Source organism: Mesorhizobium sp. M0816, assembly GCF_040320005.1.
In the GTDB taxonomy this organism is placed as follows: Bacteria; Pseudomonadota; Alphaproteobacteria; order Rhizobiales; family Rhizobiaceae; genus Mesorhizobium.
In genome coordinates this window covers 181,529-204,751 of the sequence record NZ_JAMYOT010000012.1, presented here as the reverse complement: position 1 = coordinate 204,751, position 23,223 = coordinate 181,529, and the positions used below count along the sequence as shown (strand labels likewise).

Below are 23,223 nucleotides of genomic sequence, written 5' to 3'. Positions count from 1 at the left end.
CCCCACCTCCGAGACCTCCCCCGCCCCCCGCTTCTCCCAATCAAAGCCTCTCCATTTCCTTCCCTCCCCCCGTTTGTGCCCCCCCCCAACAACCCCCCCCCCCCCCCCCCCCCCCCCCGGGGGGCCCGCGACGATCCCCCTGGTCATCGAGGCGGTGGTATTGGGATTGATGACGGCTATTCGCATTCGGGGCGCTCCGGCCAGATTCCGCTCGATTATAAGGAGGCCAGCGCGCTGGACATGCGCTCCAGCCCTCGGCGCAGCAGAGGACGCGGGCAGCCGACGTTCAGGCGAATGAAGCCTTCACCGCCAGGCCCATAGACGCGGCCGTCGTACAGATTGACCCCGGCCTGATCGACAAAGAACTTCTGAATTCCGCCCACTTTGCAATCGAGCGTGCGCGCGTCCAACCACACCAGAAACGATGCGTCGGGCCGCATGGGCGTGATGCCTGGGAGATGTTTACCGGCGAATTCGCAAACCAGATCGATGTTGCTGGCGATGTAGCCTGAGAGTTGATCGAGCCAGGGCGCGCCGGTGCTGTAGGCAACCTCCAGAGCCAGGCGGCCGAAAAAGTTCGCGTTCACCATGAATGACGCCTGCATTGCGGCAAGGAGCGCCTCGCGGCGCTTTTTGCTGGCTACCGAAATGGTTGCCGAAGGCACCCCGGCAAGATTGAAAGTCTTCGTTGGAGCGGTGCAGATGAACGACTTCTCTGCGGCATCGTCCGAGATGGAGGAGAAGACGATGTGGGGACGATCCGACAGCCTTATGTCGCAGTGAATGTCGTCGGATATGACCAAGATACCATGGCGCTCACAAATGTCGTTCAGCGCTGCCAATTCTTCTCGTGTCCAGGCCATTCCGGCAGGGTTGTGAGGATTGCACAGCAGGAACACCTTGGCGCCGGCGGCCGCCAGTTTCCCGAAGTCCTCCAGGTCGAGCTCATACCTGTTGTTCTGCAACCTCAGCCGGTTCGTGAATAGAACCCGCCCGTTTCCCTGAACCACTTCGAAATAGGGCGAGTACACGGGCGACTGCACAATGACGCCGTCACCGGGCTTCGTGAAGGTTCGCAGTATCGCAGCTACGGACGGCATGATCGCTGGCGCTGGAAGCAGGGTCTCCAGCATCGGCGACCAGTTGTGCCGGCGTGTGAACCACGATTGCACGATCTCATAATGGCGCGGATCGCGGCGGGTGTAGCCGTAAATGCCGTGGTCCGCGGCCTCGCGCAGCCGCGCGATGACAGTTTCCGGGGCTCGGAAATCCATATCCGCTGTCCATAGGGAGAGCAGGCCCTCTCCCTCGACTCGCGGGGAGAACTCATCCCATTGGTTGGCCCATTTGACGGATCCGAATTGCTGGCGGTCGTGGATCTGGTCGAAATCGACTTCCGCAATATTTCTTTGCCCGAGCGCCGATGCGGGCATGTCTGCACAAGCCATTTGATAATCACCTGGAAAAATCTGTTGCCACGGTTACGGCCGCTTTGCCTCCGCGGACGTCCCTATTTGAGGATTTGCGCCAGAAACTGCCGCGCCCGTTCCGACCGGGAGTTGGTGAAAAACTGATGGGGCGTGTTGGTCTCGACGATCTCCCCGCGGTCCATGAACACCACGCGATCGGCCACCTCCCGCGCGAAGCCCATTTCATGCGTCACGCACAGCATCGTCATACCTTCACCGGCGAGCGACACCATCGTGTCGAGCACCTCCTTGACCATCTCCGGATCGAGGGCAGAGGTTGGCTCGTCGAAGAGCATGATCTTCGGGTTCACGCAGAGGGCCCGAGCAATTGCAGCGCGTTGCTGCTGGCCACCCGACAGCTGCCCTGGGTAGCTGTCGGCCTTCTCCGCAATTCTGACGCGCTCCAGATAGTGGCGCGCCAATTCCTCGGCAGCTATCCGCGGCATCTTTCTCACCCATACCGGCGCAAGGGTGCAATTCTCAAGCACGGTAAGGTGAGGAAACAGATTGAAGTGCTGAAACACCATCCCGAAATTGCTGCGGACTTCGTCGATCTTGCGCAGATCCCCGGTTACCGCCTTGCCGTCGACGATGATCTCGCCCGACTGGTGCTCCTCGAGATGGTTGATGCAGCGGATCATCGTCGATTTGCCGGACCCCGAGGGGCCGCAGATGACAATACGCTGCCCCTGTGGCACCGACAGGTTGATGTTCTTGAGCGCATGGTATGAACCGAACCATTTATTGACAGCACGCAGCTCGATAGCCATCGCCTTGTTGTAGGGCGTCCCCTTCGTCGCTGCGTACATTGCTTGTGGGCTCATCGTCGCGTCCTAGGATTTGTGGCCACGCGCCAATTGGCGCTCCATCGATTGCGAGTAACGGGACATGCCGAAGCAAAAGCCCCAGTAGACCAGTCCCGCAAAGAGGTAGCCGGTTGATGAGATCGTCGGGCCTGCCCAGTTCGGATCGACGCGCGCCGTTTCGATGGCTTTCAGGAAATCCGCGATGCCGACGATGGCGACCAGAGTCGTGTCTTTGAACAGACCGATGAAGGTGGAGACGATGCTCGGTATGACGATCGTCAACGCCTGGGGGAGGATGATCAGGCGCATCATGTCGAAGTAGCTGATCCCAAGCGCCTTCGCCGCCTCGTATTGGCCCTTCGGGATTGCCTGAAGGCCGGCCCTCACAACTTCGGCCATATAGGCGGACGAGAACAGCGCTATCGCGATGAGCGGGCGCAGGAGACGATCAGGCGTCAGATAGTCCGGGACGAAGAGCGGCATCATGAAGTTCGCCATGAACAACACCGTGATAAACGGCACGCCCCGGACGACTTCGATGAATGTGACGCAAACCGCCTTGACGAAAGGCAGTTCGGACCTGCGTCCAAGCGCCAGGATAACCCCGATCGGAAGCGAGAAGACGATGCCTACAATTGACATCAGCAGCGTGATCAAGAGACCGCCCCAGAGCGTCGTATCTATGACAGGCAGATGGAGCCAGGCGACGCCGCACACGAGAACGAACGTGGCAACGGGGTAGACGAGAAAGAACAGCAACGCCGCCACTTTGCGCCGGGGAGCCTTCGTCCACAGAAGCCATGCGATGAGGATGGCGCCGATCGCCTGTGCCAGGTCCACGCGCCACCGCTCGGAAACCGGGTACGCGCCGTATCGCACGTAGTCGAACTTCTCGGCAATGAAAGGCCAGCAAGCTCCTTGGCTGTTCGCACGGCAAGCTTCGCGGCCGCCGCTCCAGACCGCGTCGAAGATCGCAAAGCTCAGAAAGTGATGCAGCAGCCACACGGCGAGGAGGACAAAGCATATTGTCAGCGCGCCTGAGGAAGGCGTCGAAAACAGATTCTTTTTCGTCCAGGTCATTGGCCCCGGCCGAACGTCAGCGGGGGGCGCCATCGCTGGTATGAGCGCGCTGCTGACGACTGGCAAATGCATGGACTGATCGCTCATGCGTCACCTCTCGACGATCGCAAAATGTCGGTTACACGCGTTCATTGCCAACGACGTGGCAAGGGAGATAACGAGATAGACTGACAGGGTGATCGCCATGACCTGGACGGCGGCGCCGGTCTGGTTGAGTACCGTCCCGGCAAAGATCTGAACGAGGTCGGGATAGCCGATGAACACCGCAAGCGACGAGTTCTTGATGAGATTGAGATACTGGCTTGTCAAAGGCGGGATGATGATACGCAGCGCCTGGGGAACGACGATCAGACGAAGCGTCTTGCCCGGCGCCAGCCCCAGCGCATACGCAGCCTCGGTCTGGCCCTTTGGCACCGCCTGGATGCCACTTCGGACGATCTCGGCAATGTATGAACCGGTGTAGACCGACAGACCGATCAGGAGAGCGGCAAACTCCGGATAGAGCTGATGCCCACCTTGAAAATTGAAGCCCCGCAGCTGCGGCGCGACGAACGAGACCGGCTCGCCAGCCGCCAAGAACACGATCAGCGGAAAACCTATCAAGGTCGCCAGACTGACTAAAAGCACCGGCAACTGCTTGCCTGTCCGTCTCTGGACGCTCCTGGCGCGAAACCAGAATCCAACGCAACAGGAAACGGCCGCCACGAATGCCAGGCCCACCAGCCCCGCTCCCGGATGCAACTGGATCTCCGGAATGATGAGGCCGCGATTGTTTAGGTAGATGCCGCCGGGGATGGCGATGGATGCCTTCGGGGAAGGCAACGGCTTGAGGACGGCGTTGTACCAGAACAGCAGCTGCAGCAATAACGGGACATTGCGCACAAGCTCGACATAGGCGGTCGCCACCTTCGAAACGATCCAGTTCGGCGACAGGCGGGCAACGCCGATGACGAAGCCAAGCAAGGTCGCCAACAAGATTGCGAGGACGCTGACGTAGAGGGTGTTGATCACTCCCACCCAGAAGGCTTGACCGTAGGTGGACAGTGCATCGTACGGTATCAGGGTTTGATTGATGTCGAAGCCGGCAGACTCATTCCAAAAATCGAAGGAGAGCGGAATCCTCCGAACCCGCATATTCGATGCGGTCTGCATGCCGATGCCCAGGGCCACGGCCAGCAGGCAGCCAGCAAGCAAGAGCTGGTAGAAAGCGCCTCGCACTTTCGTATCGTGCAGCGAAAGGCTCCTGCGCGGTGGCGCGGGAAGCGACAAATCGGACATGGCCTGTTCCTATCGGGATCCGTGCAAGGCGCTGGTGGCAATACGCCAGCGCCTTGCAACCATGCTTTGCCTAGCGGATCGGCGGAGCGTACTGAACGCCGCCTTTGTTCCAGAGCGCGTTCATGCCGCGCTCGATTTTCAGCGGGGAGTCCTTGCCGACATTCCGATCAAACACTTCGCCGTAGTTACCGACCTGTTTGATCACCTCGACCGGCCAGTCGTCGCCGAGCCCGATGTCCTTGCCGATGCTGCCTTCCACGCCAAGCAGACGGCGGATGCTGGGATTGTCCGACGACTTCATCGCATCAACGTTCTTGGAGGTGACCCCGTATTCTTCGGAGGCCACCATGACGTAAAGCGTCCACTTCGCCACATTGAACCACTGGTCGTCTCCCTGCCGCACTGCCGGGCCAAGCGGCTCCTTGGAGATCAGTTCGGGAAGAACGATGCTGTCGTCCGGCTTGGCCATGCGAAGCCGCGATGCGTTCAAGGTAGAGGTGTCCGCCGACAGGACGTCGCAACGCCCCTCCTCGTAAGCCTTCACGACAGCTTCCTCGTCGGCGAAACCAACCGTGGTGTACTTGATCGACTGCGAGCGAAAATAGTCGGCAAGGTTCAACTCGGTCGTGGTGCCCTGGGTGACGCAAATCGATGCGCCCTCGAGCCCCTTGGCTGATGTGATGTTGTCCGCCTTGCGCACCATAAATCCCTGGCCGTCATAGAAGTACGTCCCCGCAAAAAGTATGCCGAGAGACGTATCGCGCGACGATGTCCATGTTGCGTTGTGGGCAAGAATGTCGATCTCCCCCGACTGCAAGGCGGTGAAGCGATCTTTTGGCGTCAATGGGATGAACTTAACCTTTTGCGCGTCCCCGAGCACGGCAGCGGCCACGGCGCGACAATAGTCGACCACAAATCCGGTCCATTTGCCTTCATTATCGGGAAGGCTGAAGCCAGCCGTGGCCGAATTTGTGCCACACGTCAGCACGCCATTTTTCTTGACATTGTCGAGGGTTGCGGACCACGCCGAGGAGGCGGTGCACGCGATAGCGAGGGCAAGAAAGCCCTTGAACATCGATCTCATTTCGGTATTCCCCTGTTTTTGTTGAAGGGAATGTGGCCTCAAGTATGACTATTCGTCAAATTGACTGTTCTCATTGCGAAAATGAGCGTCATTCATAATTGAGGAGGCACTCGCTCTCGGGTGAAAGGGAGCTTGAGTGCTGATCGGGCTAGTTTGCTTGGGGCGGACTAATCGAATGAGCGACGGCGCGCGCGACCTATGGTGCAGCCAACCCCGGTGCTCCGACGGTTGACCCTTGGTCTCTCTCGGTCCGCGACTCGTTGTAGATGCTCATGATTATTTCCCGAAGCCATTTGGTGCCCGGGTCATTCGCCATCTGGCGGTGAACAATGAGCCAGGCATTCACATTCGATACGGGAAGGGGCGGCGGGACCAACGTCACCTCACTCCTCTCGTCCAGCATTTGCAGGATTGCATCGCCGCAATGAGTAATCAGTTCAGTGCCGCGAAGCGCCCAGGGCAGCACCAGATAGTTCGAAATGGTCGCTACGACATTACGTCGTAGGCCCATCTGTTTGAGGGCGGCATCGGCAAGCCCTTCAGCCAGGCCGTCTGCGGAAATCTGCAGATGGGAACTTGCCAAATATGTTTCCAATGTCATGGCATTCCCTGCGATCTTGCTTCCACTCCACACCGCGCAAAACAGCCGATCCTGGCCAAGTTCCACCTTCAAGAGGCCTGGGTCGTCGCGTATTGCCGCTCCCGTCAGCGCACAGTCAACTTGTCTCAAATAGACCGAGGAACCGATTTCCGGTCCATTTGCGGGAATTACATTCAGCGTGGCACCGGGTGCTTGCCTCGAAAATTCTTGAATAAGCCCAGGAATGAAAATCATGGCGTGGTAGTCAGTAAGTCCAACACGAAAGTTGCGTCGCGTCGTAGCTGGATTAAACACCTCATGCCGCTCGATCGAGGCGCGAATCGCTGCAAGCGCAGCAGAGATATCTGACAGCAACTCCACTGCCCGAGGAGTTGGCCGCATCTCTCCCCCGTCTCTCGTGAACAATTCGTCCTGCAAAAGATCCCGAAGCTTTGATAAGGAGTGGCTTACAGCCGATTGTGTTCTGCTTAGTTCGCTTGCCGCGCGCGTCACGCTCCTTTCACGCATCATCACGTCAAAGACTCGCAACAAATTGAGGTCGATATCGTCGAAACTCATGAGACCTTCCCCGTTTTCATCATGCCTCGCCCGCATGCTAACATCGTTTTCAGCGCGCCGGAGGAACGATGCCATGGCGAACAAATGGGTGATTGAACGCCACGTTGACCTGTAGGGAGGGCCGTCATCCACTTGATCTCCCAACGTGCTCAAGCGATGCAAGCAATAGCCTGTCATTCAAGGGAGTATCGGCTTCGAAAAACATCCGTGGAAGGACCCACGAAGCGTACCCACTGAATATGGACGACCGAGAGCACAGGCTCGCCTGATGGCGATAATCAGTCGACAAAAACCGCCGGACGCCCCGAACTTTCGTGCGCAGATTTGCGCACCCGAGCCCCCTGTAGTCACCCGATTCTGGTTCTTCTGCTTACCTATTGTTGCCACGAGCCGCGACGTTCGGGCTCTCTGCAGCGGAACACTCCGCCGTCCGTCGCCCCTCCGATGCGCACGTCGCTACTCGTCTTTGCCGGAGACGTACCGTGACGCTTGATTTTATTGGTTTTTCGTTGGCCAAAATCAGAAATCTTCCCGTACCGTTCCGCACGGTCCCGCGGCTGATTATGGTCGGTCGTCTTTGCTCTAGATCAATGAATGCCCAGTTCATGCCGGTAGGCTTTAGGGGATCAACCGAAAGGTTGCCTGGAAGAGAGAATGCACAGGCGAGGACGACCATCCATTGGCCAAACGTCACTGACTGACAGGAAAACATAGAGGATGTCTGGTCCTTCTGTCGAATTGACAGTGCGTCGATAGAAAGCGAAATCTGATACGACACCCGCGTTGCCTTGTCCTGAAGCAACCGTGGTCTAGTAGCCGAAAGGAAGAACTGGGGCTTGGGAGGATAAGCATGGCCGAGGATTTGGTCGGTAATCATGCCGACCGCATTCAGGCAGCAATTGCCTCGGATGCCGCGGCGAAGTCCGCGCTGGTTGCCTCCTGGCGACGGTCTTCCAATCTGCATCGGCTCGATCCGGCCGATTGCAGCCCTCCCCGCTACCTGACGGAGGCTGAATTGCGAGGGGCCGGACAACGGATCGAACCACTCGTCCGGGCTGCCCAGTCAAGCCTCGACCGGCTCTACCTTGCGGTGGGAGGCGTTGGATGCTGCGTCCTGCTCGCCGATCGCGACGGCGTGCCGGTCGAACGGCGCGGCGCGCCTGTGGACGACGAGACGTTTCGTTCCTGGGGGTTATGGACAGGGTCCGTCTGGAACGAGGAGAGCGAGGGCACCAATGGTATCGGCACCTGTCTGGTGGAACAGCGCGTCCTGACGATCCACCGTGATCAGCATTTTCACACGCGCAACACCGGGCTGAGCTGCACCACGGCTCCGATCTATGACCACCGGGGCGATCTTGTGGCTGCGCTTGACGTGTCTTCCTGCCGGGCCGATCTGACCGAGGTCTTCGCCAATCTGATTTCGATGGCCGTAGTCGACGCGGCGCGGCGGATCGAGGCGGAGAACTTCAAGATGGCATTCCCCAAGGCGCGAATTCTGCTGGCGCCGGTGCCCAACAAGGGGTCCGGCGCGCTGATCGCGGTCGGTGCGGACGACCTCGTGGTCGGCGCGACCCGCTCGGCCCGCATGGCGCTTGGAATTACGCAAAGGTGTCTCGACAAGCCGATGCCGGCGGCCGATCTGCTCGGCTGGGCCGAGAGCGGCCCCGCAGTCCTCGCAGAGGCGGAGCGCGGTGTCCTGCAGCGGGCGCTGGCGCGGGCAGACGGAAATGTCTCGGCCGCAGCCCATGCGCTCGGCATCAGTCGCGCCACGCTTCACCGCAAGCTCAACCGCCTGGACGTCCACAGGTCCCACTGACTTTTGAAACGTCGCATGACTGTCGCAATTCTGCGACACACCCGCCCGCTCACTGTCCCCGGCGCATTGGCAATAGCGGTGGGAGATAGCAAGTCTCTTTCCGAAGCGTCGCATTCCGCGGCGCCAGCTTTGGGAGGAAGACACTTGAATAAGGTTGAATTCTCACGCCCGGTCAAGGCGCCCTTCGACAAGCGCTACGGCAATTTCATCGGTGGCAAATGGGCCGAGCCGCGTTCGGGCCGTTATTTCGAAAACTTCTCGCCGGTGAATGGTCAGTTGCTCTGCGAGGTGGCTCGCTCGGATGCCCAGGACATCGAGGCGGCTTTAGACGCTGCCCATGCCGCCAAGGACGCATGGGGGCGAACCAGCGTGGCCGAGCGCTCACTAATCCTCAATCGCATCGCCGACCGCATGGAGGAAAACCTCGATCTCCTCGCATGTGCCGAAACCTGGGACAACGGCAAGCCGATCCGCGAAACGACCGCCGCCGACCTGCCTCTAGCCATCGACCATTTCCGCTATTTCGCCGGTGCCTTGCGTGGCCAGGAAGGCAGCCTTTCGCAGATCGACGACGATACCGTTGCCTATCATTTCCATGAGCCGCTCGGGGTGGTTGGCCAGATCATCCCGTGGAACTTCCCGCTGCTGATGGCCTGCTGGAAGCTTGCTCCCGCGCTTGCCGCGGGAAACTGCGTCGTGCTGAAGCCTGCCGAGCAGACGCCGGCTGCCATCTTGCTGTGGGCCGATCTTATCGGCGATCTGCTGCCGCCGGGTGTGCTCAACATTGTCAACGGCTTCGGCCTCGAAGCCGGTAAGCCGCTCGCGTCGTCGCCGCGCATTGCCAAAATCGCCTTTACCGGAGAAACTACGACCGGCCGGCTGATCATGCAATATGCCAGCCACAACCTGATCCCCGTCACGCTGGAACTGGGCGGCAAGTCGCCCAACATCTTCTTCAAGGACGTTGTCGCCGAAGACGACGATTTCTTCGACAAGGCGATCGAAGGGTTCGTCATGTTCGCGCTGAATCAGGGCGAAGTCTGCACCTGCCCGAGCCGCGCGCTCATTCATGAATCGATCTACGACAGGTTCATGGAACGTGCGCTGAAGCGTGTCGAGGCGATCGTGCAGGGCGATCCGCTCGACCCGGCAACGATGATCGGTGCCCAGGCATCATCCGAGCAGTTGGAAAAGATCCTGGCCTACATCGACATCGGCCGCCAGGAAGGCGCCGAGTTGCTGACCGGTGGCGAGCGCAACGTCCTGCCCGGCGATCTCGCCGGCGGCTACTACGTGAAGCCGACGGTGTTCAAGGGCCACAACAAGATGCGCATCTTCCAGGAAGAGATCTTCGGACCGGTGGTCTCGGTCACGACCTTCAAGGACGACGACGAAGCGCTCAGGATAGCCAACGATACGCTCTACGGCCTCGGCGCCGGTATCTGGACACGCGACAGCAACCGCGCCTACCGGTTCGGCCGCGCGATCCAGGCGGGCCGCGTCTGGACCAACTGCTACCACGCCTATCCCGCGCATGCGGCCTTCGGCGGCTACAAGCAGTCCGGCATCGGCCGTGAGACACACAAGATGATGCTCGACCACTACCAGCAGACCAAAAACATGCTGGTCAGCTACAGCCCGAAGAAGCTCGGCTTCTTCTGATCGCCGCTTTGACCCACAGGCGCGGCTCCGCGAGGGGCCGCGCCAAAGGCTGGAAATCGGAAAACACGATGCGAGCGAAGGTCACAGCGACACCGGCAGCCCTTGAACTGATCGCCGAGATCGTTGCCGAGCACGGTCCGGTGCTGTTTCATCAATCCGGCGGCTGCTGCGACGGCTCTTCGCCGATGTGCTATCCGCGTATCGGCTTCATCGTGGGCGACCAGGATGTGCTGCTCGGCTACATCGGCGACGCGCCGTTCTACATCGGTGCGTCCCAATTCGAGGCTTGGAAACATACCGATCTCATCATCGACGTGGTGCCGGGTCGCGGTGGCATGTTCTCGCTGGATAACGGGCGGGAGAAGCGGTTCCTGACCCGGTCGACAATCTGCACCGCGTAGGCGAAACCTGCGGGTTTGATTTCGAGCAAGGAAGGCACCGCAGCAATCTCTACGTTCCGAAGATGATCCTCAATCTGCTCATCGGCACCGTCGTCATTAGCCTTACGGTCCTGGTTCACACCTTTGGTCTGATCGTGGTCACACATGCGATGGGGCACCTGGTCGCCCGTTTTCGCATGCACGGGCGCCGCAGCCGCATCGTTGCGATGATCAGCGTGGTGATGGGACTCTTTGCCATCATGACCACAGAGGTGTGGCTCTGGGCAGGACTATACCGGTTGCTCGATATCTTTGCTGACTTCGAAACCGCGCTGTACTTTTCCACCATCACCTTCTCGACCGTCGGCTACGGCGACATTGTGCCCGCTCACGCATGGCGCGTCCTCGCGGCTCTAGAGGGCGTGAACGGATTTCTTCTGATTGGCTGGTCGACCGCCTATCTGATCGCGGCCGGCACCCGCATTGGCCCATTCAAGGCCGGCGAGCACTTCTGAACAGGCGATCGTTCAGACCGCTACGGAATGCCTGGCTGTACCGGTTTCGAAATATTTGTCGAACTTCGCCGCGATGCTTCTGACAAAGGGCCGGCTTTCCGCCGGCACGACGAAGCGGTCACCATCAAGTTCAAGCAGCCGCGCAGGACCATGAAGAGCCGTGGAACTCGCCTTGAGGAGAAGTCTTTGGCCGGCTTCGCCAAAGCGTTCCACCAGCTCAATCGCCGAGAAGGCGAAGTCACACATCAATCGCTCGATGATCCAGCCGCGAACACGGTCGTCGTCGGAAAGCGCGATACCCCGAACAGCGGCCAGCCCGCCATCAGCAACCATGCGTCCATACTCGGCGGTCGAAGGCATGTTCTGTGCATAGCCCTCGCGAAACTGGCTGATGGATGACGGGCCAAGGCCGATCAAGGTCTCGCAGCGATCCTCGGTATAGCCCTGAAAGTTCCGGTGCAGTGTTCCGGCGCGGGCGGCAAGCGCGAGGGCATCGCCCGGTTTGGCGAAATGGTCGAGGCCGATTGCTTCGTATCCCTGGTCCACGATCGCCCGCGCCGCAAGTTGCGATTGAGCAAACCGCTCTGCCGGACCCGGCAGCCATGCCTCGTCGATCATCGTCTGATGCTTCTTAAACCACGGCACATGGGCGTAGCCAAAAAGCGCTATCCGATCCGGTTCCAGGGTTAGTGCCTGCGCGACGGTGGAGGAGACACTCTCCCTGGTCTGGTGTGGCAAGCCGTAGAGCAGGTCCAGATTGACCGATTCGACGCCGCGCGAACGAACGCCGTCGACTACCGCTTTGGTCTGCAAAAAGCTCTGCTCGCGGTTAATTGCCTTTTGCACCTTCGGGTCAAAATCCTGGACGCCGAGGCTCGCACGGGTCATGCCGATTTCGGCGAGTGCGTCGAGGCGGGCATCGTCCATATCATTGGGTTCGATTTCGACGCTGATCTTGGCGCCGGGAGGAAAGGTGAAGCTGTTGCGCAGGACGGTTCCCAGCGCCACCAGATCCTCCGGTTTGAGCATCGTTGGCGAACCGCCGCCGAAATGGACGGCACGCACGCGGCCCTTGCCTGCGACAAGACTGGCGACGGTGGCGATCTCGGCATGCAGTGAGCGAAGATACGTGCTCACCGGTTCGTAGTGGCGTGTCTGCTTGGTATGGCAGGCACAGAACCAGCAAAGCTTGTCGCAGTACGGGATGTGCAGATAGAGCGATATCTCGTGGCCCTCGTCGAGCGCCTGCAGCCAGCCTCGACAAACGGCAGCATCGACGCTTGTATTGAAATGCGGCGCTGTCGGGTAGCTCGTATAGCGCGGCACGTTCTCACCAAGTCTGGCAACTAATTCTGGGCGCACCCCTTTATCCGCTCCACTTTGCATGGCCCGACTTTGACCACATTACTGGCCGGCAGCCTTGATTTCGGTCAAAGTCCGCTGTGGACAAACTGCCGCAAGGATTTTCCTGCCGCCGATGCTATCTTGCCGGCAGTTTGGGTCCTCGGACGATCATGATGACACTGCGTCAGGATATTCACAGCACCGGCATTCCAGTGCTTTGCCGATCATGCGAAGCGCGCCACCATGGCGTCTGCGGCGCGCTCGATCCCGATCAACTGGTGGGCCTCGCCAAGACCTCATCGAAGCATACCGTTGAACCGGGCGCAGAACTGATTGGTGACACCGAGACCGTCGACCGTTATTCGAACGTGCTTTCCGGCGTGGTGAAGCTCACAAAGAGCCTGTCGGACGGACGCCAGCAGATTGTCGGCCTCCAGTTTGCCCCCGATTTTCTAGGCAGGCCCTTCAAGGTGGAGAGCGCGATCAACGCCGAAGCCGCAACGACCGTTTCCCTGTGTTCGTTTCCAAAAGCCGCCATCGAACGCATGATGAAGGAATCACCACAGCTCCAGCATCGTCTCTTCAAGCAGACGCTCAATGAACTCGACGAAGCACGAGACTGGATGGTGACGCTGGGGCGCAAGAGTGCTGCGGAAAAGGTGGCGAGCTTTCTCCTGATGATCGCCAGGAATATCGATCCTATGCTTGACCCGGCGGCCCAGTCGACAAGCTTTGACCTGCCGCTGACGCGCGCCGACATCGCCGATTTTCTCGGCTTGACGATCGAGACGGTCAGCCGCCAACTGACCAGGCTGAGAACAGACAGCGTAATCCGGATCGACAACAACCGGCACATGACTGTGGAGAACATGAGCCGGCTGCAGCGACGCTCCGGCACCTAACCGGCATCGACGACCCCGATCATCGGCAAGACGTGCTCGCGTTCGAAGGCGATATGCCGGCGCAAGCTTTCGAATAAGCCGCGCAGCATGAAGCCGACAGCCTCGGCATTCTCGACTGTCTCGCCATGGCCGATCGCCAGCAGGATTTCAGTCACCTCGCCGGCAAAGCATTCGTCCTCGACGTGTTCTGCGCGCAATCGACGAGTTGAAGCAAGTTTGGCATCGCTGCCAGTCAAAGCAGCCTCGTAGGCCGGAAAGATAACCGTCTCCTCGTATTGGTGAATGTTGCGCAGCAGCGGAACGATCGCGTTGGCCACGCCAATACAGTTCAGGCGATCTGCGGCCGGCAACGTATCGGCGATCTTTTCCAAGGCGTCACAGAGCCGCAGCTTTTCCCCATGGGCACGTTTCATCACAGCGCCCGGGAGGAACTCTCGATCGAACCGTCCGACCGGCATGGAAATCTCGCGGCGGGCTTCAAACAGCGACGATTTCCGCTCGTTCTCCCCGTCCAATGAAAGCCTCCTGATCGTTTGCGAGTTCGAAGCTGCCCAATCCAAAAGCAAATGGCTTTGACATGGATCAAGGCAGCGACGACGCGACTGCTGAATTGGTGTCAAGCGGATTGGTATCCGCGCATCCCAATCCGAGGTCGGGGACAGGTCATGAAGTTCGGCACGCAAATCTTCGCCTTGGGCCTGTTCACATTTGCGGCCCTTGTGGCAGCCGGGTTCGGTGTGGACGAGCCATTCCGGCAGCATATGTGGGTACTGTTTTTTGTGCTGCTCGGCTTTGTCGCCATCCTCATCCGCAACACGAATTTCGAAGTGGCTGCTCCGATCGACCCGTCCGCCTACATGGATGGGCCAATCCGCTATGGCGCCATCGCCACCATGTTCTGGGGTGTCGTCGGTATGCTGGTCGGCGTCGTCATTGCGCTGCAGCTTGCCTACCCCGATCTCAACATTGAGCCCTGGTTTAACTTCGGCCGTTTACGGCCATTGCATACGTCGGGCGTCGTCTTCGCCTTCGGCGGCAATGCGCTGCTCTGCACGTCCCTGTATGTCGTCCAGCGCACCTGCCGCGCTCGGCTGTTCGGCGGCGATCTCGGTTGGTTCGTGTTTTGGGGCTACCAGCTCTTCATCGTCATGGCCGCGACCGGCTACCTGCTCGGCATCACCGAGAGCCGCGAATACGCCGAGCCCGAATGGTATGTGGACATCTGGCTGACCATCGTCTGGGTCGCCTATCTCATCCTGTTCCTCGGCACGATCCTGAAGCGCAAGGAGCCGCACATCTACGTCGCCAACTGGTTTTACCTGTCCTTCATCGTCACCATCGCGATGCTGCATTTGGTCAACAACCTGTCGATGCCGGCCTCATTCCTGGGTTCCAAGAGCTACTCCGCCTTTTCCGGCGTCCAGGACGCCCTGACGCAATGGTGGTACGGCCACAACGCCGTCGGCTTTTTCCTCACCGCCGGCTTCCTCGGCATGATGTATTACTTCGTGCCCAAGCAGGCGAACCGGCCGGTCTATTCCTACCGCCTGTCGATCATCCACTTCTGGGCGATCATCTTCCTCTACATCTGGGCCGGTCCGCATCACCTGCACTACACCGCCCTGCCCGATTGGGCGCAGACGCTCGGCATGGTGTTTTCGATCATGCTGTGGATGCCGTCATGGGGCGGCATGATCAACGGCCTGATGACGCTGTCAGGCGCCTGGGACAAGCTACGCACCGATCCGATTATCCGCATGATGGTGATGGCCATCGCCTTCTACGGCATGTCGACCTTCGAAGGTCCCATGATGTCGATCAAGACGGTCAATTCGCTGTCGCACTATACCGACTGGACCATAGGTCACGTGCACTCCGGTGCGCTCGGCTGGGTCGGGATGATCTCGTTCGGCGCGATCTATTACATGGTGCCGAAGCTTTGGAACCGCCAACGGCTCTACTCGCTGCGGCTGGTCACCTGGCACTTCTGGCTGGCGACGCTCGGCATCGTCATCTACGCGGCCGTCATGTGGGTGTCCGGCATCATGCAGGGCCTGATGTGGCGCGAATACGACGAGCAGGGCTTCCTGGTCTACTCCTTCGCCGAAACCGTCGCCGCCATGCACCCCTACTATGTCATGCGCGCCATCGGCGGGGCCATGTACCTCTCCGGCGCCCTGATCATGGCCTGGAACATCGCCATGACCATCCTCGGCTACCAGCGCGAAGAACAACCAATGCCGGGCTCCCTGCCCGTCCTGCAGCCTGCCGAATAAGGAGCCAGACAATGGGCTTGATGGACCAACACGCGCTGATCGAGAAGAACGCCACGCTTCTGCTCATTGGATCACTTCTCGTGGTCACAGTGGGTGGCATCGTCGAGATCGCACCGCTCTTCTACCTCGACAATACGATCGAGAAGGTGGAAGGCATGCGCCCCTACTCGCCGCTCGAACTCGTCGGGCGCAACATTTATGTGCGTGAGGGATGCTATCTCTGCCATAGCCAGATGATCCGGCCGTTCCGTGACGAGGTCGAGCGCTATGGGCATTACAGTCTGGCGGCCGAGTCGATGTACGATCATCCCTTCCAGTGGGGATCGAAGCGCACCGGACCGGACCTCGCCAGGGTTGGCGACCGCTATTCCAATCAATGGCATGTCGAGCACCTTACGGATCCTCGTTCGGTGGTGCCTGAATCAATCATGCCGAGCTATGCGTTCCTGAAAGACACGCCGATCGAGGTGAAAGATTTCTCGACGCATCTGGTCGCCAACAGCCGTGTCGGTGTCCCCTACGGCGACGACATGATCGCACACGCCAGCGCCGACTTGATGGCGCAGGCTGATCCCAACGCCGACACATCCGGCCTCGAGGCCCGCTACCCCAAAGCCAAGATCGGCGACTTCGACGGCAACCCGCAACGGGTCACCGAGATGGACGCCCTCGTCGCCTATCTGCAGATGCTCGGCACACTGGTCGACTTCAAGAACTACGACGAAGCCGCCGGCTATCGCTGAGGAGTTTTATTTATGGATTACAATCTGATGCGAGAGTTTGCCGACAGCTGGGGCCTGGTCGCCATGGCGCTTTTCTTTGTCGGCGCAATTGCCTTCGCCCTGCGCCCCGGCAGCCGCAAGCTGGCCGACGAAGCTGCCCGGATTCCCCTTGAGGACGAGTGATCATGAGCGACGAGCACATCGATGAAATCTCTGGCGTTTCGACCACCGGCCACGAATGGGATGGCATTCAGGAGCTGAACAACCCGCTTCCGCGCTGGTGGGTCGTAACCTTCTACGCCACCATTGTCTGGGCAATCGGATACACCATCGCCTATCCGGCATGGCCTTTGCTGCATTCGGCAACAACGGGCGTGCTCGGCTATTCGAGCCGCAACGAAGTCAAGAACGAGCTATCGGCGGCTGAAGCGGCGAAGGGCAAATATGTCGCGGCGATAGAATCGAAGAGTGTTTCGGAGATCGCGGCGGACGATGGTTTGCGCGAATTCGCGGTCGCTGCCGGCGGCGCCGCGTTCAAGGTCAAGTGCGTGCAGTGCCATGGTTCCGGCGCCCAGGGCACCAAGGGCTTCCCGAACCTCAATGACGATGACTGGCTGTGGGGCGGAAAGGCGGACCAGATCCAGCAGACGGTCACGCATGGTATCCGCTTCGCATCCGATCCGGATACGCGCCTGTCGGAAATGCCGGCCTTTGGCGACATCATCACTGCCGATCAGATCAAACAGGTCAGCGCCTATATTGCCAGCCTGTCCCAAACCGTCAGCGACCAATCTTTGGTGGCGCCCGGTGCCAAGGTTTTTGTCGAAAACTGCGTGGCCTGTCACGGCGACAATGCAAAGGGTAACAAGGAGCTCGGCGCTCCTGATCTGACCGATGCCATCTGGCTCTACGGATCGGGCGAAGCGGCCATCGCCGCCCAGGTCACCGCGCCGAAACAGGGCGTGATGCCAGCCTGGGGTGCGCGCTTGGGCGAAACCAGGGTCAAGGAGCTGGCGGTCTACGTGCATTCGCTAGGCGGTGGAGAATAGGAACAGGGGCCTATTCTCCGGCCCTCACCGCCGAAGCGACGAGGTCCGGCTCTGCCGGGCCTCGATTTGTTTTCCGTGGGCCAGGCGATTGACCTGCATCAACGCGGCGCAATCCAGTCGGCAGCAAAATCCGCTCGACGCTGTATTTCGCTGACCTGCCTGCATCCAGTCAGGACATTTGCCCGGCGAAATCAAAGCTGCGCGACGGGAGAGACCAGTGCTGGACAATACGCAGGTCGAACGGCTCGAAGCCGAGGCGGTCAACTCCGCCAAAGTGCGACAGCCGATGTATGCCGCGCGCAAGAAGATCTTCCCGAAGCGGGCCTCCGGGAATTTTCGCCAATTCAAATGGCTGGTAATGGCGGTCACGCTTGGTATCTACTATCTGACACCTTGGCTGCGGTGGGACCGTGGCCCGTTTGCCCCTGATCAGGCCGTGCTGCTCGATGTCGCCGACCGGCGTTTCTACTTCTTCTTCATCGAGATATGGCCGCAGGAATTCTACTACGTCGCCGGCCTTCTGGTCATGGCCGGCGTCGGTCTCTTCCTGATCACGTCGACCGTCGGTCGTGCCTGGTGCGGCTATACGTGCCCGCAGACCGTATGGGTCGACCTGTTCCTGGTCGTCGAGCGAGCCATCGAGGGCGACCGCAATGCCCGCATCAAGCTCGACGCCGGTCCCTGGACCAGCCGCAAGCTTGTGCTGCGGGTGTCGAAACACGCCATCTGGCTGGTCATTAGCGCGGCGACCGGCGGCGCCTGGATCTTCTATTTCGCCGATGCGCCGACGCTGGTGGGCGAACTCTTCGCCGGCACGGCGGCCCCCGTCGCCTACTTCACCGTCGCCGTGCTGACGGCAACGACTTATACGTTCGGCGGGCTGATGCGCGAGCAGGTCTGCACCTACATGTGCCCATGGCCGCGCATCCAGGCAGCCATGCTCGACGAGAGTTCGCTCACCGTCACCTATAATGACTGGCGCGGCGAACCGCGCACGCGTCATGCCAAGAAAGTCCAGGCCGCAGGTCAGCCAGTCGGCGATTGCGTCGACTGCAATGCCTGCGTCGCTGTCTGTCCGATGGGGATCGACATTCGCGATGGCCAGCAGCTCGAATGCATCACTTGCGCGCTCTGCATCGACGCCTGCGACGGTGTCATGGACAAGCTCGGCAAGGAACGCGGGCTGATCTCGTACGCGACGCTCTCCGACTACAACGCCAACATGATGCTGGCGACCGCGGGTGGCGCCAGTTCGGTCAATCCTTCGCTGGTCAGGACGGATGACGGCCTGTTTTCGGACAAGGTGGCTCATTTCCACATTCGCAAGATCTTTCGTCCGCGCACCTGTGTCTACATGGCTATGTGGTCGCTGATCGGCCTGGGCCTGCTCTATTCGCTGCTGACGCGCGACCGACTCGAGATCAATGTCTTGCACGACCGCAATCCGCAATTCGTGACGCTCTCCGACGGCTCCATCCGCAATGGCTACACAGTCAAGCTGCTGAACATGATCCCCGAACCAAGAACGATCATCGTCACCCTTGGGGGCTTGCCAGGCGCAGAGATGAGCATCGTCGGTGTCGATCTCCCCGCCGATCGCTCTTTTGCGATCCCGGTCGAACCCGACCGGCTGAAGATGTTGAAGGTTTTCGTGCGCCTGCCTGCTGATCAGATCCATGGCGTAGCGCAGACCTTCACACTCCGGGTCGAGGACAACGCGAGTTTCGAGTCGAACGAATACACCGCCACCTTCAACGCACCGGAGACCGCCAGATGAGCGCCACCACGCGAAAATCCCGCGAATTCACCGGCAGGCACATGTTGGCTATCATCCTTGCCTTTTTCGGCGTGGTGATCACGGTCAACCTGACCATGGCGACGCTCGCCAACACAACCTGGACCGGGCTTGTCGTCGAAAACACCTACGTGGCCAGCCAGCAGTTCAATAGAAAATCCAAGGAAGGACGAACGCAGGCGGCCCTCGGCTGGACCGGCAAATTGACCATCGCATGGGGCGAAGTCCGCTATGGCGTCACCGACGCCGGCAAGCCGGTTCGTTTGCATTCCGTGAAGGTGCTGTTTCGCCGTCCCGCCTACGAGAAAGAGGATGAGTCCATCAAGCTCGCCCTCGCCTCGGGCCAGGAATTCGCGGCGCAACACATGCCAAGGGATGGTGTGTGGATCGTCGAAATCGACGCCGATGCCGGTCTAGCAAGACCCTATCGCGACGTGCGCAGGATCATGATTTCCCATGGAGCGCTGCAATGAGCTGTTGTGCACCTGGTGCTGAAATGGCGCTGGATCTGGGCAACGCTACATCCGTCCTGCCGTCAAGCGAAGAGATCAAGCTGGCGAGCCGGTCGCTTGGCGATGGCCTTAGCCAGACCGATCTTTCAGTTCCGACGGTTCATTGCGCAGCCTGCATCCAGACAATCGAGACGGCGGTGGCAAAACTCGATCACGTCGAGGCCGCTCGCGTCAACCTGTCAACGAAGCGGGTCTCGGTCCGGTGGCGCGGGGACGAGGCTCCACCATTCGTCGCCATGCTGGCGCGGCTGGGTTACCAGGCGCATTTGTTCGAACTCGAGATTGGTGAAAAGGACAAAACGCTCTCGGAGCTTATCCGCGCCGTCGCTGTTGCCGGATTTGCGGCGGGCAACATCATGCTGCTGTCGGTTTCGGTCTGGTCCGGTGCCGAGGGCGCGACCCGCGACCTGTTCCACTGGGTCTCGGCACTGATCGCCATCCCCGCACTCGCCTTCGCCGGCGGCATCTTCTTCAAGTCGGCCTGGAATACGTTGCGTCACGGCCGCATGAACATGGACGTGCCGATCGCGGTCGGCGTGTCGCTGGCCTATGCCATGAGCCTCTATGAGACGATCACCCATGGCGACCACGCCTATTTCGACGCGTCGGTGTCTCTGCTGTTCTTCCTGTTGATCGGCCGCACGCTGGATCACGTGATGCGCGAACGCGCCCGCACCGCCGTCAAAGGCCTATCACAACTGGCCGCGCGTGGCGCCATGGTGCTGCGCGACGATGGCGCACGCGACTATCTGCCGGTTGGCGAGATCGAACCGGGCATGCTGTTGCTGATAGCGGCCGGCGAAAGGATCCCCGTCGACGGCAAGATCACGCGTGGGACATCGGACGTCGACTGCTCGCTGGTTTCGGGCGAGAGCACGCCCAGAAGCGTGGCGCCAAACGATGCCGTCCAGGCCGGCGTGCTCAACCTTACCGGCCCGCTGACCATCGAGGCGACAGCCGCCGCGAAGGATTCGTTCCTGGCGGAAATGGTTCGGCTGATGGAAGCCGCCGAGGGCGGTCGCGCACATTACCGCCGCATCGCCGATCGCGTTTCAGCACTCTATGCTCCAGTTGTTCATCTCACCGCCTTCGTGACATTCCTTGGCTGGATGGCGGCAACCGGCGACTGGCATCGGGCGATAACCATCGCCATCGCCGTTTTGATCATCACATGTCCGTGCGCGCTCGGGCTCGCCGTGCCGATCGTCCAGGTAGTCGCCGCGCGGCAGCTGTTCGAGAACGGCATCATGGTCAAGGATGGTTCGGCGATGGAGCGCCTGGCAACGATTGATGCAGCGGTGTTCGACAAGACCGGCACGCTCACGCTCGGCCAGCCCCGTCTCGTCAATGCGGCCTCGATCGATCCGGCCATGCTGACGATTGCGGCCGACATGGCCGCGCATTCGCGTCATCCCTTTTCAAAGGCCATAGCCGGTCTTGCCGCTGGCGGCGGGCAGCACAAATTCGATGCCGTCACCGAGCATCCGGGGTTCGGTATCGAAGCAACTGACGTCGGAAGTATCTGGCGGCTGGGCAGACGCGGATGGGTTGGATGGAAGGCCCGCACCGGCGGCGAAGGCAAACATGGCTATGGCGGGACGGTCCTGACGAAAGACGGGATCGTTGTCGCGACCTTCAATTTCGAGGATGCGTTGCGTGCCGATGCCAGGGCGGCGATCGAGCGATTGAACGAGGCCGGGATGTCGGTTCAGATGCTGTCGGGCGATAGCGCGGGCGCCTGCCGCGAAATCTCGAAAATGCTGGGTATCGACGACTTCGTTCCGTGCCTGCTGCCGTCCGGCAAGGTCGAATGCATCGAAACCCTGGCGAAAGAGGGACACCGGGTTCTGATGGTTGGCGACGGCTTGAACGACACGCCTGCGCTGAGCGCGGCGCATGTTTCGTTCGCGCCGGCCACGGCCGCCGACATCGGTCGCACCGCAGCCGACTTTGTGTTCCTGCGCGAAAGCCTTCTGGCGATCCCCCTCGCGCTGGACGTCTCGCGCAAGGCGGGAAGCCTGATTCGCCAGAACATCACGATCGCCATCGTCTACAATGCTGTCGCCGTGCCGATCGCGATCCTGGGGCACGTCACCCCTCTTATCGCCGCGATCGCGATGTCCGCGTCTTCCCTGCTTGTGATCGGAAATGCGCTGCGTCTGCGAGGTTCTGTGCCAGATTCGCCGGCGAAAGATGTCCGGCGCGACAGGCTGTCCGACAGCAGCAAACTGGCCCAATCCTCATGACCACCCTTGCCTACCTCATCCCTGTCGCCCTGTTCCTTGGTGCGCTTGGCCTGGGGGGCTTCCTGTGGGCGTTGAGGAGTGGCCAGTACGAAGATCTTGACGGAGCTGCCGAGCGGATCCTTATCGATCGGGAAGACAGACTGGAGCGCTGATCCAGGGCCGAGGGCTGACAAACAGCGCCGGTGCAGCCAACCGCTCCCACACCCTTCCCCACTGCGACTATGCCGCGCACGATTGCTGTTTCCGGGGTTGTTGCTGCCTAACACTGAACGCCACCAATTTGCGCCAGCGCAAAGAAACGCTGCGTCAGGCCAGATACCTTCTGCTCATCCGCAACGGTTGAGAGATAGGAGACTGACATGATCACGCGACGCGACGCCCTTTTCGGAGCAGCGATTGGCGCTGCCACCGTGGCGGCACTGCCGGCATTTTCGGCAACGGTGACAAAGACGGACATTCGAGGGCTCGCCCGCGAAAAGATCGAGCTCGTGGCACCGCCCTTTGTGCATCCGCACGATCAGATCGCCACGGGTGGACCGAAAATCGTCGAGTTCACCATGACCATCGAGGAAAAGCCCGTCGTCATCGATGCCGACGGCACGACGCTCAATGCGATGACCTATAACGGCTCGATTCCTGGCCCTCTGATGGTCGTGCATCAGGACGACTATGTCGAACTGACGCTCATCAATCCCGACACCAACTCACTCGCTCACAACATCGATTTCCACGCCGCAACCGGCGCGCTGGGCGGCGGCGCCCTGACGCTGATCAATCCCGGCGAGCAGGTGACCTTGCGCTTCAAGGCAACCCGAACGGGTACGTTCGTCTATCACTGCGCACCTGGCGGCGCGATGATCCCATGGCATGTCGTCTCCGGCATGAGCGGCGCCATCATGATCCTGCCGCGCGATGGGCTCAGGAACGACAAGGGCGAACCGGTAAAGTACGACAAGATCTTCTACATCGGCGAGAACGACTTCTATATTCCGCGCGACGAGAAGGGCAACTTCAAGACCTACGAATCGGCCGGCGACGGTTACGACGACATCGTCAAGGTCATGACGCAGGTCGAAGCGCCGACACCCCTCGCCACCAACTGACGGCACTCCAATTTGCCCGGAC

The 23,223-nt window shown here is 60.2% G+C and carries 21 protein-coding genes and 1 pseudogene; 14 read left to right on the top strand and 8 right to left on the bottom strand.

Going from position 1 to position 23,223, the window contains the following annotated elements; all coding sequences use genetic code 11:
• Positions 1–215: 215 nt before the first annotated feature.
• From NKI17_RS20595 to NKI17_RS20570, 6 genes are all read right to left on the bottom strand, one after another.
• The gene (locus tag NKI17_RS20595) at positions 216–1,433 is read right to left on the bottom strand and encodes a MalY/PatB family protein (RefSeq protein WP_352906733.1); all 1,218 of its coding nucleotides are present in this window, start codon (positions 1,431–1,433) and stop codon (positions 216–218) included.
• A gap of 77 nt (positions 1,434–1,510) precedes the next feature.
• Entirely contained in the window at positions 1,511–2,239 is a 729-nt protein-coding gene (locus NKI17_RS20590; RefSeq protein WP_352906732.1) for an amino acid ABC transporter ATP-binding protein, read from the bottom strand.
• A gap of 63 nt (positions 2,240–2,302) precedes the next feature.
• Positions 2,303–3,442, bottom strand: coding sequence for an amino acid ABC transporter permease (locus NKI17_RS20585; protein ID WP_352798388.1), 1,140 nt, complete (start codon positions 3,440–3,442; stop codon positions 2,303–2,305).
• Positions 3,443–3,445: 3 nt separating this feature from the next.
• Positions 3,446–4,573: an amino acid ABC transporter permease gene (locus tag NKI17_RS20580; RefSeq protein ID WP_352906731.1), complete on the bottom strand. Its 1,128-nt coding sequence runs from the start codon at positions 4,571–4,573 to the stop codon at positions 3,446–3,448.
• A gap of 130 nt (positions 4,574–4,703) precedes the next feature.
• Entirely contained in the window at positions 4,704–5,708 is a 1,005-nt protein-coding gene (locus NKI17_RS20575; RefSeq protein WP_502894564.1) for an amino acid ABC transporter substrate-binding protein, read from the bottom strand.
• A gap of 205 nt (positions 5,709–5,913) precedes the next feature.
• On the bottom strand, positions 5,914–6,876 hold the full coding sequence (locus tag NKI17_RS20570) for a LysR family transcriptional regulator (RefSeq protein WP_352798392.1): 963 nt from the start codon (positions 6,874–6,876) through the stop codon (positions 5,914–5,916).
• 850 nt (positions 6,877–7,726) lie between these two features.
• Here NKI17_RS20570 and NKI17_RS20565 point away from each other — a divergent pair.
• The 4 genes from NKI17_RS20565 (at position 7,727) to NKI17_RS20550 (ending at position 11,252) form a co-directional block, all read left to right on the top strand.
• Positions 7,727–8,695, top strand: a complete 969-nt coding sequence (locus NKI17_RS20565; RefSeq protein WP_352798393.1) for a helix-turn-helix domain-containing protein — start codon at positions 7,727–7,729, stop codon at positions 8,693–8,695.
• Between the two features lie 144 nt (positions 8,696–8,839).
• Positions 8,840–10,357, top strand: a complete 1,518-nt coding sequence (gene adh / locus NKI17_RS20560) for an aldehyde dehydrogenase (protein ID WP_352798394.1) — start codon at positions 8,840–8,842, stop codon at positions 10,355–10,357.
• A 68-nt stretch (positions 10,358–10,425) separates the two neighbouring features.
• Entirely contained in the window at positions 10,426–10,758 is a 333-nt protein-coding gene (locus tag NKI17_RS20555; protein WP_352798396.1) for a DUF779 domain-containing protein, read from the top strand.
• 62 nt (positions 10,759–10,820) lie between these two features.
• Positions 10,821–11,252, top strand: coding sequence for a potassium channel family protein (locus NKI17_RS20550; RefSeq protein ID WP_352620273.1), 432 nt, complete (start codon positions 10,821–10,823; stop codon positions 11,250–11,252).
• A 12-nt stretch (positions 11,253–11,264) separates the two neighbouring features.
• Here the strand turns inward: NKI17_RS20550 and hemN are convergent, their stop codons facing one another.
• The gene (gene hemN, locus NKI17_RS20545; RefSeq protein ID WP_352798397.1) at positions 11,265–12,614 is read right to left on the bottom strand and encodes an oxygen-independent coproporphyrinogen III oxidase; all 1,350 of its coding nucleotides are present in this window, start codon (positions 12,612–12,614) and stop codon (positions 11,265–11,267) included.
• A gap of 155 nt (positions 12,615–12,769) precedes the next feature.
• On the opposite strand from hemN, the gene NKI17_RS20540 reads away from it, so the two are divergent.
• Entirely contained in the window at positions 12,770–13,498 is a 729-nt protein-coding gene (locus tag NKI17_RS20540) for a Crp/Fnr family transcriptional regulator (RefSeq protein ID WP_352726179.1), read from the top strand.
• On the opposite strand, the gene NKI17_RS20535 is transcribed toward NKI17_RS20540, so the two are convergent.
• Positions 13,495–13,911, bottom strand: a complete 417-nt coding sequence (locus tag NKI17_RS20535) for a hemerythrin domain-containing protein (protein ID WP_352726210.1) — start codon at positions 13,909–13,911, stop codon at positions 13,495–13,497. The two genes, NKI17_RS20540 and NKI17_RS20535, sit on opposite strands and share 4 nt — an antisense overlap.
• A 252-nt stretch (positions 13,912–14,163) precedes the next feature.
• On the opposite strand from NKI17_RS20535, the gene ccoN reads away from it, so the two are divergent.
• From ccoN to nirK, 9 genes and pseudogenes are all read left to right on the top strand, one after another.
• Positions 14,164–15,774 (top strand): cytochrome-c oxidase, cbb3-type subunit I, encoded by a 1,611-nt coding sequence (gene ccoN, locus NKI17_RS20530; RefSeq protein ID WP_352906730.1) that lies wholly within the window; start codon positions 14,164–14,166, stop codon positions 15,772–15,774.
• Between the two features lie 11 nt (positions 15,775–15,785).
• Entirely contained in the window at positions 15,786–16,517 is a 732-nt protein-coding gene (gene ccoO, locus NKI17_RS20525; protein ID WP_352726182.1) for a cytochrome-c oxidase, cbb3-type subunit II, read from the top strand.
• Between the two features lie 12 nt (positions 16,518–16,529).
• Entirely contained in the window at positions 16,530–16,679 is a 150-nt protein-coding gene (locus tag NKI17_RS20520; RefSeq protein ID WP_023759205.1) for a CcoQ/FixQ family Cbb3-type cytochrome c oxidase assembly chaperone, read from the top strand.
• A gap of 2 nt (positions 16,680–16,681) precedes the next feature.
• Entirely contained in the window at positions 16,682–17,545 is an 864-nt protein-coding gene (gene ccoP, locus NKI17_RS20515; protein WP_352906729.1) for a cytochrome-c oxidase, cbb3-type subunit III, read from the top strand.
• A gap of 217 nt (positions 17,546–17,762) precedes the next feature.
• The gene (gene ccoG, locus NKI17_RS20510; protein ID WP_352726186.1) at positions 17,763–19,322 is read left to right on the top strand and encodes a cytochrome c oxidase accessory protein CcoG; all 1,560 of its coding nucleotides are present in this window, start codon (positions 17,763–17,765) and stop codon (positions 19,320–19,322) included.
• Positions 19,319–19,813: a FixH family protein gene (locus NKI17_RS20505; protein ID WP_352726188.1), complete on the top strand. Its 495-nt coding sequence runs from the start codon at positions 19,319–19,321 to the stop codon at positions 19,811–19,813. The genes ccoG and NKI17_RS20505 overlap by 4 nt, the downstream gene beginning before the upstream one ends.
• Positions 19,810–22,098: a heavy metal translocating P-type ATPase gene (locus NKI17_RS20500; protein ID WP_352726190.1), complete on the top strand. Its 2,289-nt coding sequence runs from the start codon at positions 19,810–19,812 to the stop codon at positions 22,096–22,098. Before NKI17_RS20505 ends, NKI17_RS20500 begins: the two co-directional genes overlap by 4 nt.
• On the top strand, positions 22,095–22,250 hold the full coding sequence (ccoS, locus tag NKI17_RS20495) for a cbb3-type cytochrome oxidase assembly protein CcoS (RefSeq protein WP_352455561.1): 156 nt from the start codon (positions 22,095–22,097) through the stop codon (positions 22,248–22,250). The genes NKI17_RS20500 and ccoS overlap by 4 nt, the downstream gene beginning before the upstream one ends.
• Positions 22,251–22,457: 207 nt before the next feature.
• Positions 22,458–23,198: pseudogene (nirK, locus tag NKI17_RS20490) on the top strand (copper-containing nitrite reductase); the annotation flags it as partial.
• Between the last annotated feature and the right edge of the window lie 25 nt (positions 23,199–23,223).

Excerpts from the sequence above, each read along its gene's own strand:
- NKI17_RS20595 (WP_352906733.1), bottom strand. The coding sequence starts at position 1,433 with ATGCCCGCATCGGCGCTCGGGCAAAGAAATATTGCGGAAGTCGATTTC.
- NKI17_RS20590 (WP_352906732.1), bottom strand. The coding sequence starts at position 2,239 with ATGGCTATCGAGCTGCGTGCTGTCAATAAATGGTTCGGTTCATACCAT.
- NKI17_RS20585 (WP_352798388.1), bottom strand. The coding sequence starts at position 3,442 with ATGAGCGATCAGTCCATGCATTTGCCAGTCGTCAGCAGCGCGCTCATA.
- NKI17_RS20575 (WP_502894564.1), bottom strand. The coding sequence starts at position 5,708 with ATGTTCAAGGGCTTTCTTGCCCTCGCTATCGCGTGCACCGCCTCCTCG.
- NKI17_RS20570 (WP_352798392.1), bottom strand. The coding sequence starts at position 6,876 with ATGAGTTTCGACGATATCGACCTCAATTTGTTGCGAGTCTTTGACGTG.
- NKI17_RS20565 (WP_352798393.1), top strand. The coding sequence starts at position 7,727 with ATGGCCGAGGATTTGGTCGGTAATCATGCCGACCGCATTCAGGCAGCA.
- NKI17_RS20555 (WP_352798396.1), top strand. The coding sequence starts at position 10,426 with ATGCGAGCGAAGGTCACAGCGACACCGGCAGCCCTTGAACTGATCGCC.
- NKI17_RS20550 (WP_352620273.1), top strand. The coding sequence starts at position 10,821 with ATGATCCTCAATCTGCTCATCGGCACCGTCGTCATTAGCCTTACGGTC.
- NKI17_RS20540 (WP_352726179.1), top strand. The coding sequence starts at position 12,770 with ATGACACTGCGTCAGGATATTCACAGCACCGGCATTCCAGTGCTTTGC.
- NKI17_RS20535 (WP_352726210.1), bottom strand. The coding sequence starts at position 13,911 with ATGAAACGTGCCCATGGGGAAAAGCTGCGGCTCTGTGACGCCTTGGAA.
- ccoN (WP_352906730.1), top strand. The coding sequence starts at position 14,164 with ATGAAGTTCGGCACGCAAATCTTCGCCTTGGGCCTGTTCACATTTGCG.
- ccoO (WP_352726182.1), top strand. The coding sequence starts at position 15,786 with ATGGGCTTGATGGACCAACACGCGCTGATCGAGAAGAACGCCACGCTT.
- NKI17_RS20520 (WP_023759205.1), top strand. The coding sequence starts at position 16,530 with ATGGATTACAATCTGATGCGAGAGTTTGCCGACAGCTGGGGCCTGGTC.
- ccoP (WP_352906729.1), top strand. The coding sequence starts at position 16,682 with ATGAGCGACGAGCACATCGATGAAATCTCTGGCGTTTCGACCACCGGC.
- NKI17_RS20505 (WP_352726188.1), top strand. The coding sequence starts at position 19,319 with ATGAGCGCCACCACGCGAAAATCCCGCGAATTCACCGGCAGGCACATG.
- NKI17_RS20500 (WP_352726190.1), top strand. The coding sequence starts at position 19,810 with ATGAGCTGTTGTGCACCTGGTGCTGAAATGGCGCTGGATCTGGGCAAC.
- ccoS (WP_352455561.1), top strand. The coding sequence starts at position 22,095 with ATGACCACCCTTGCCTACCTCATCCCTGTCGCCCTGTTCCTTGGTGCG.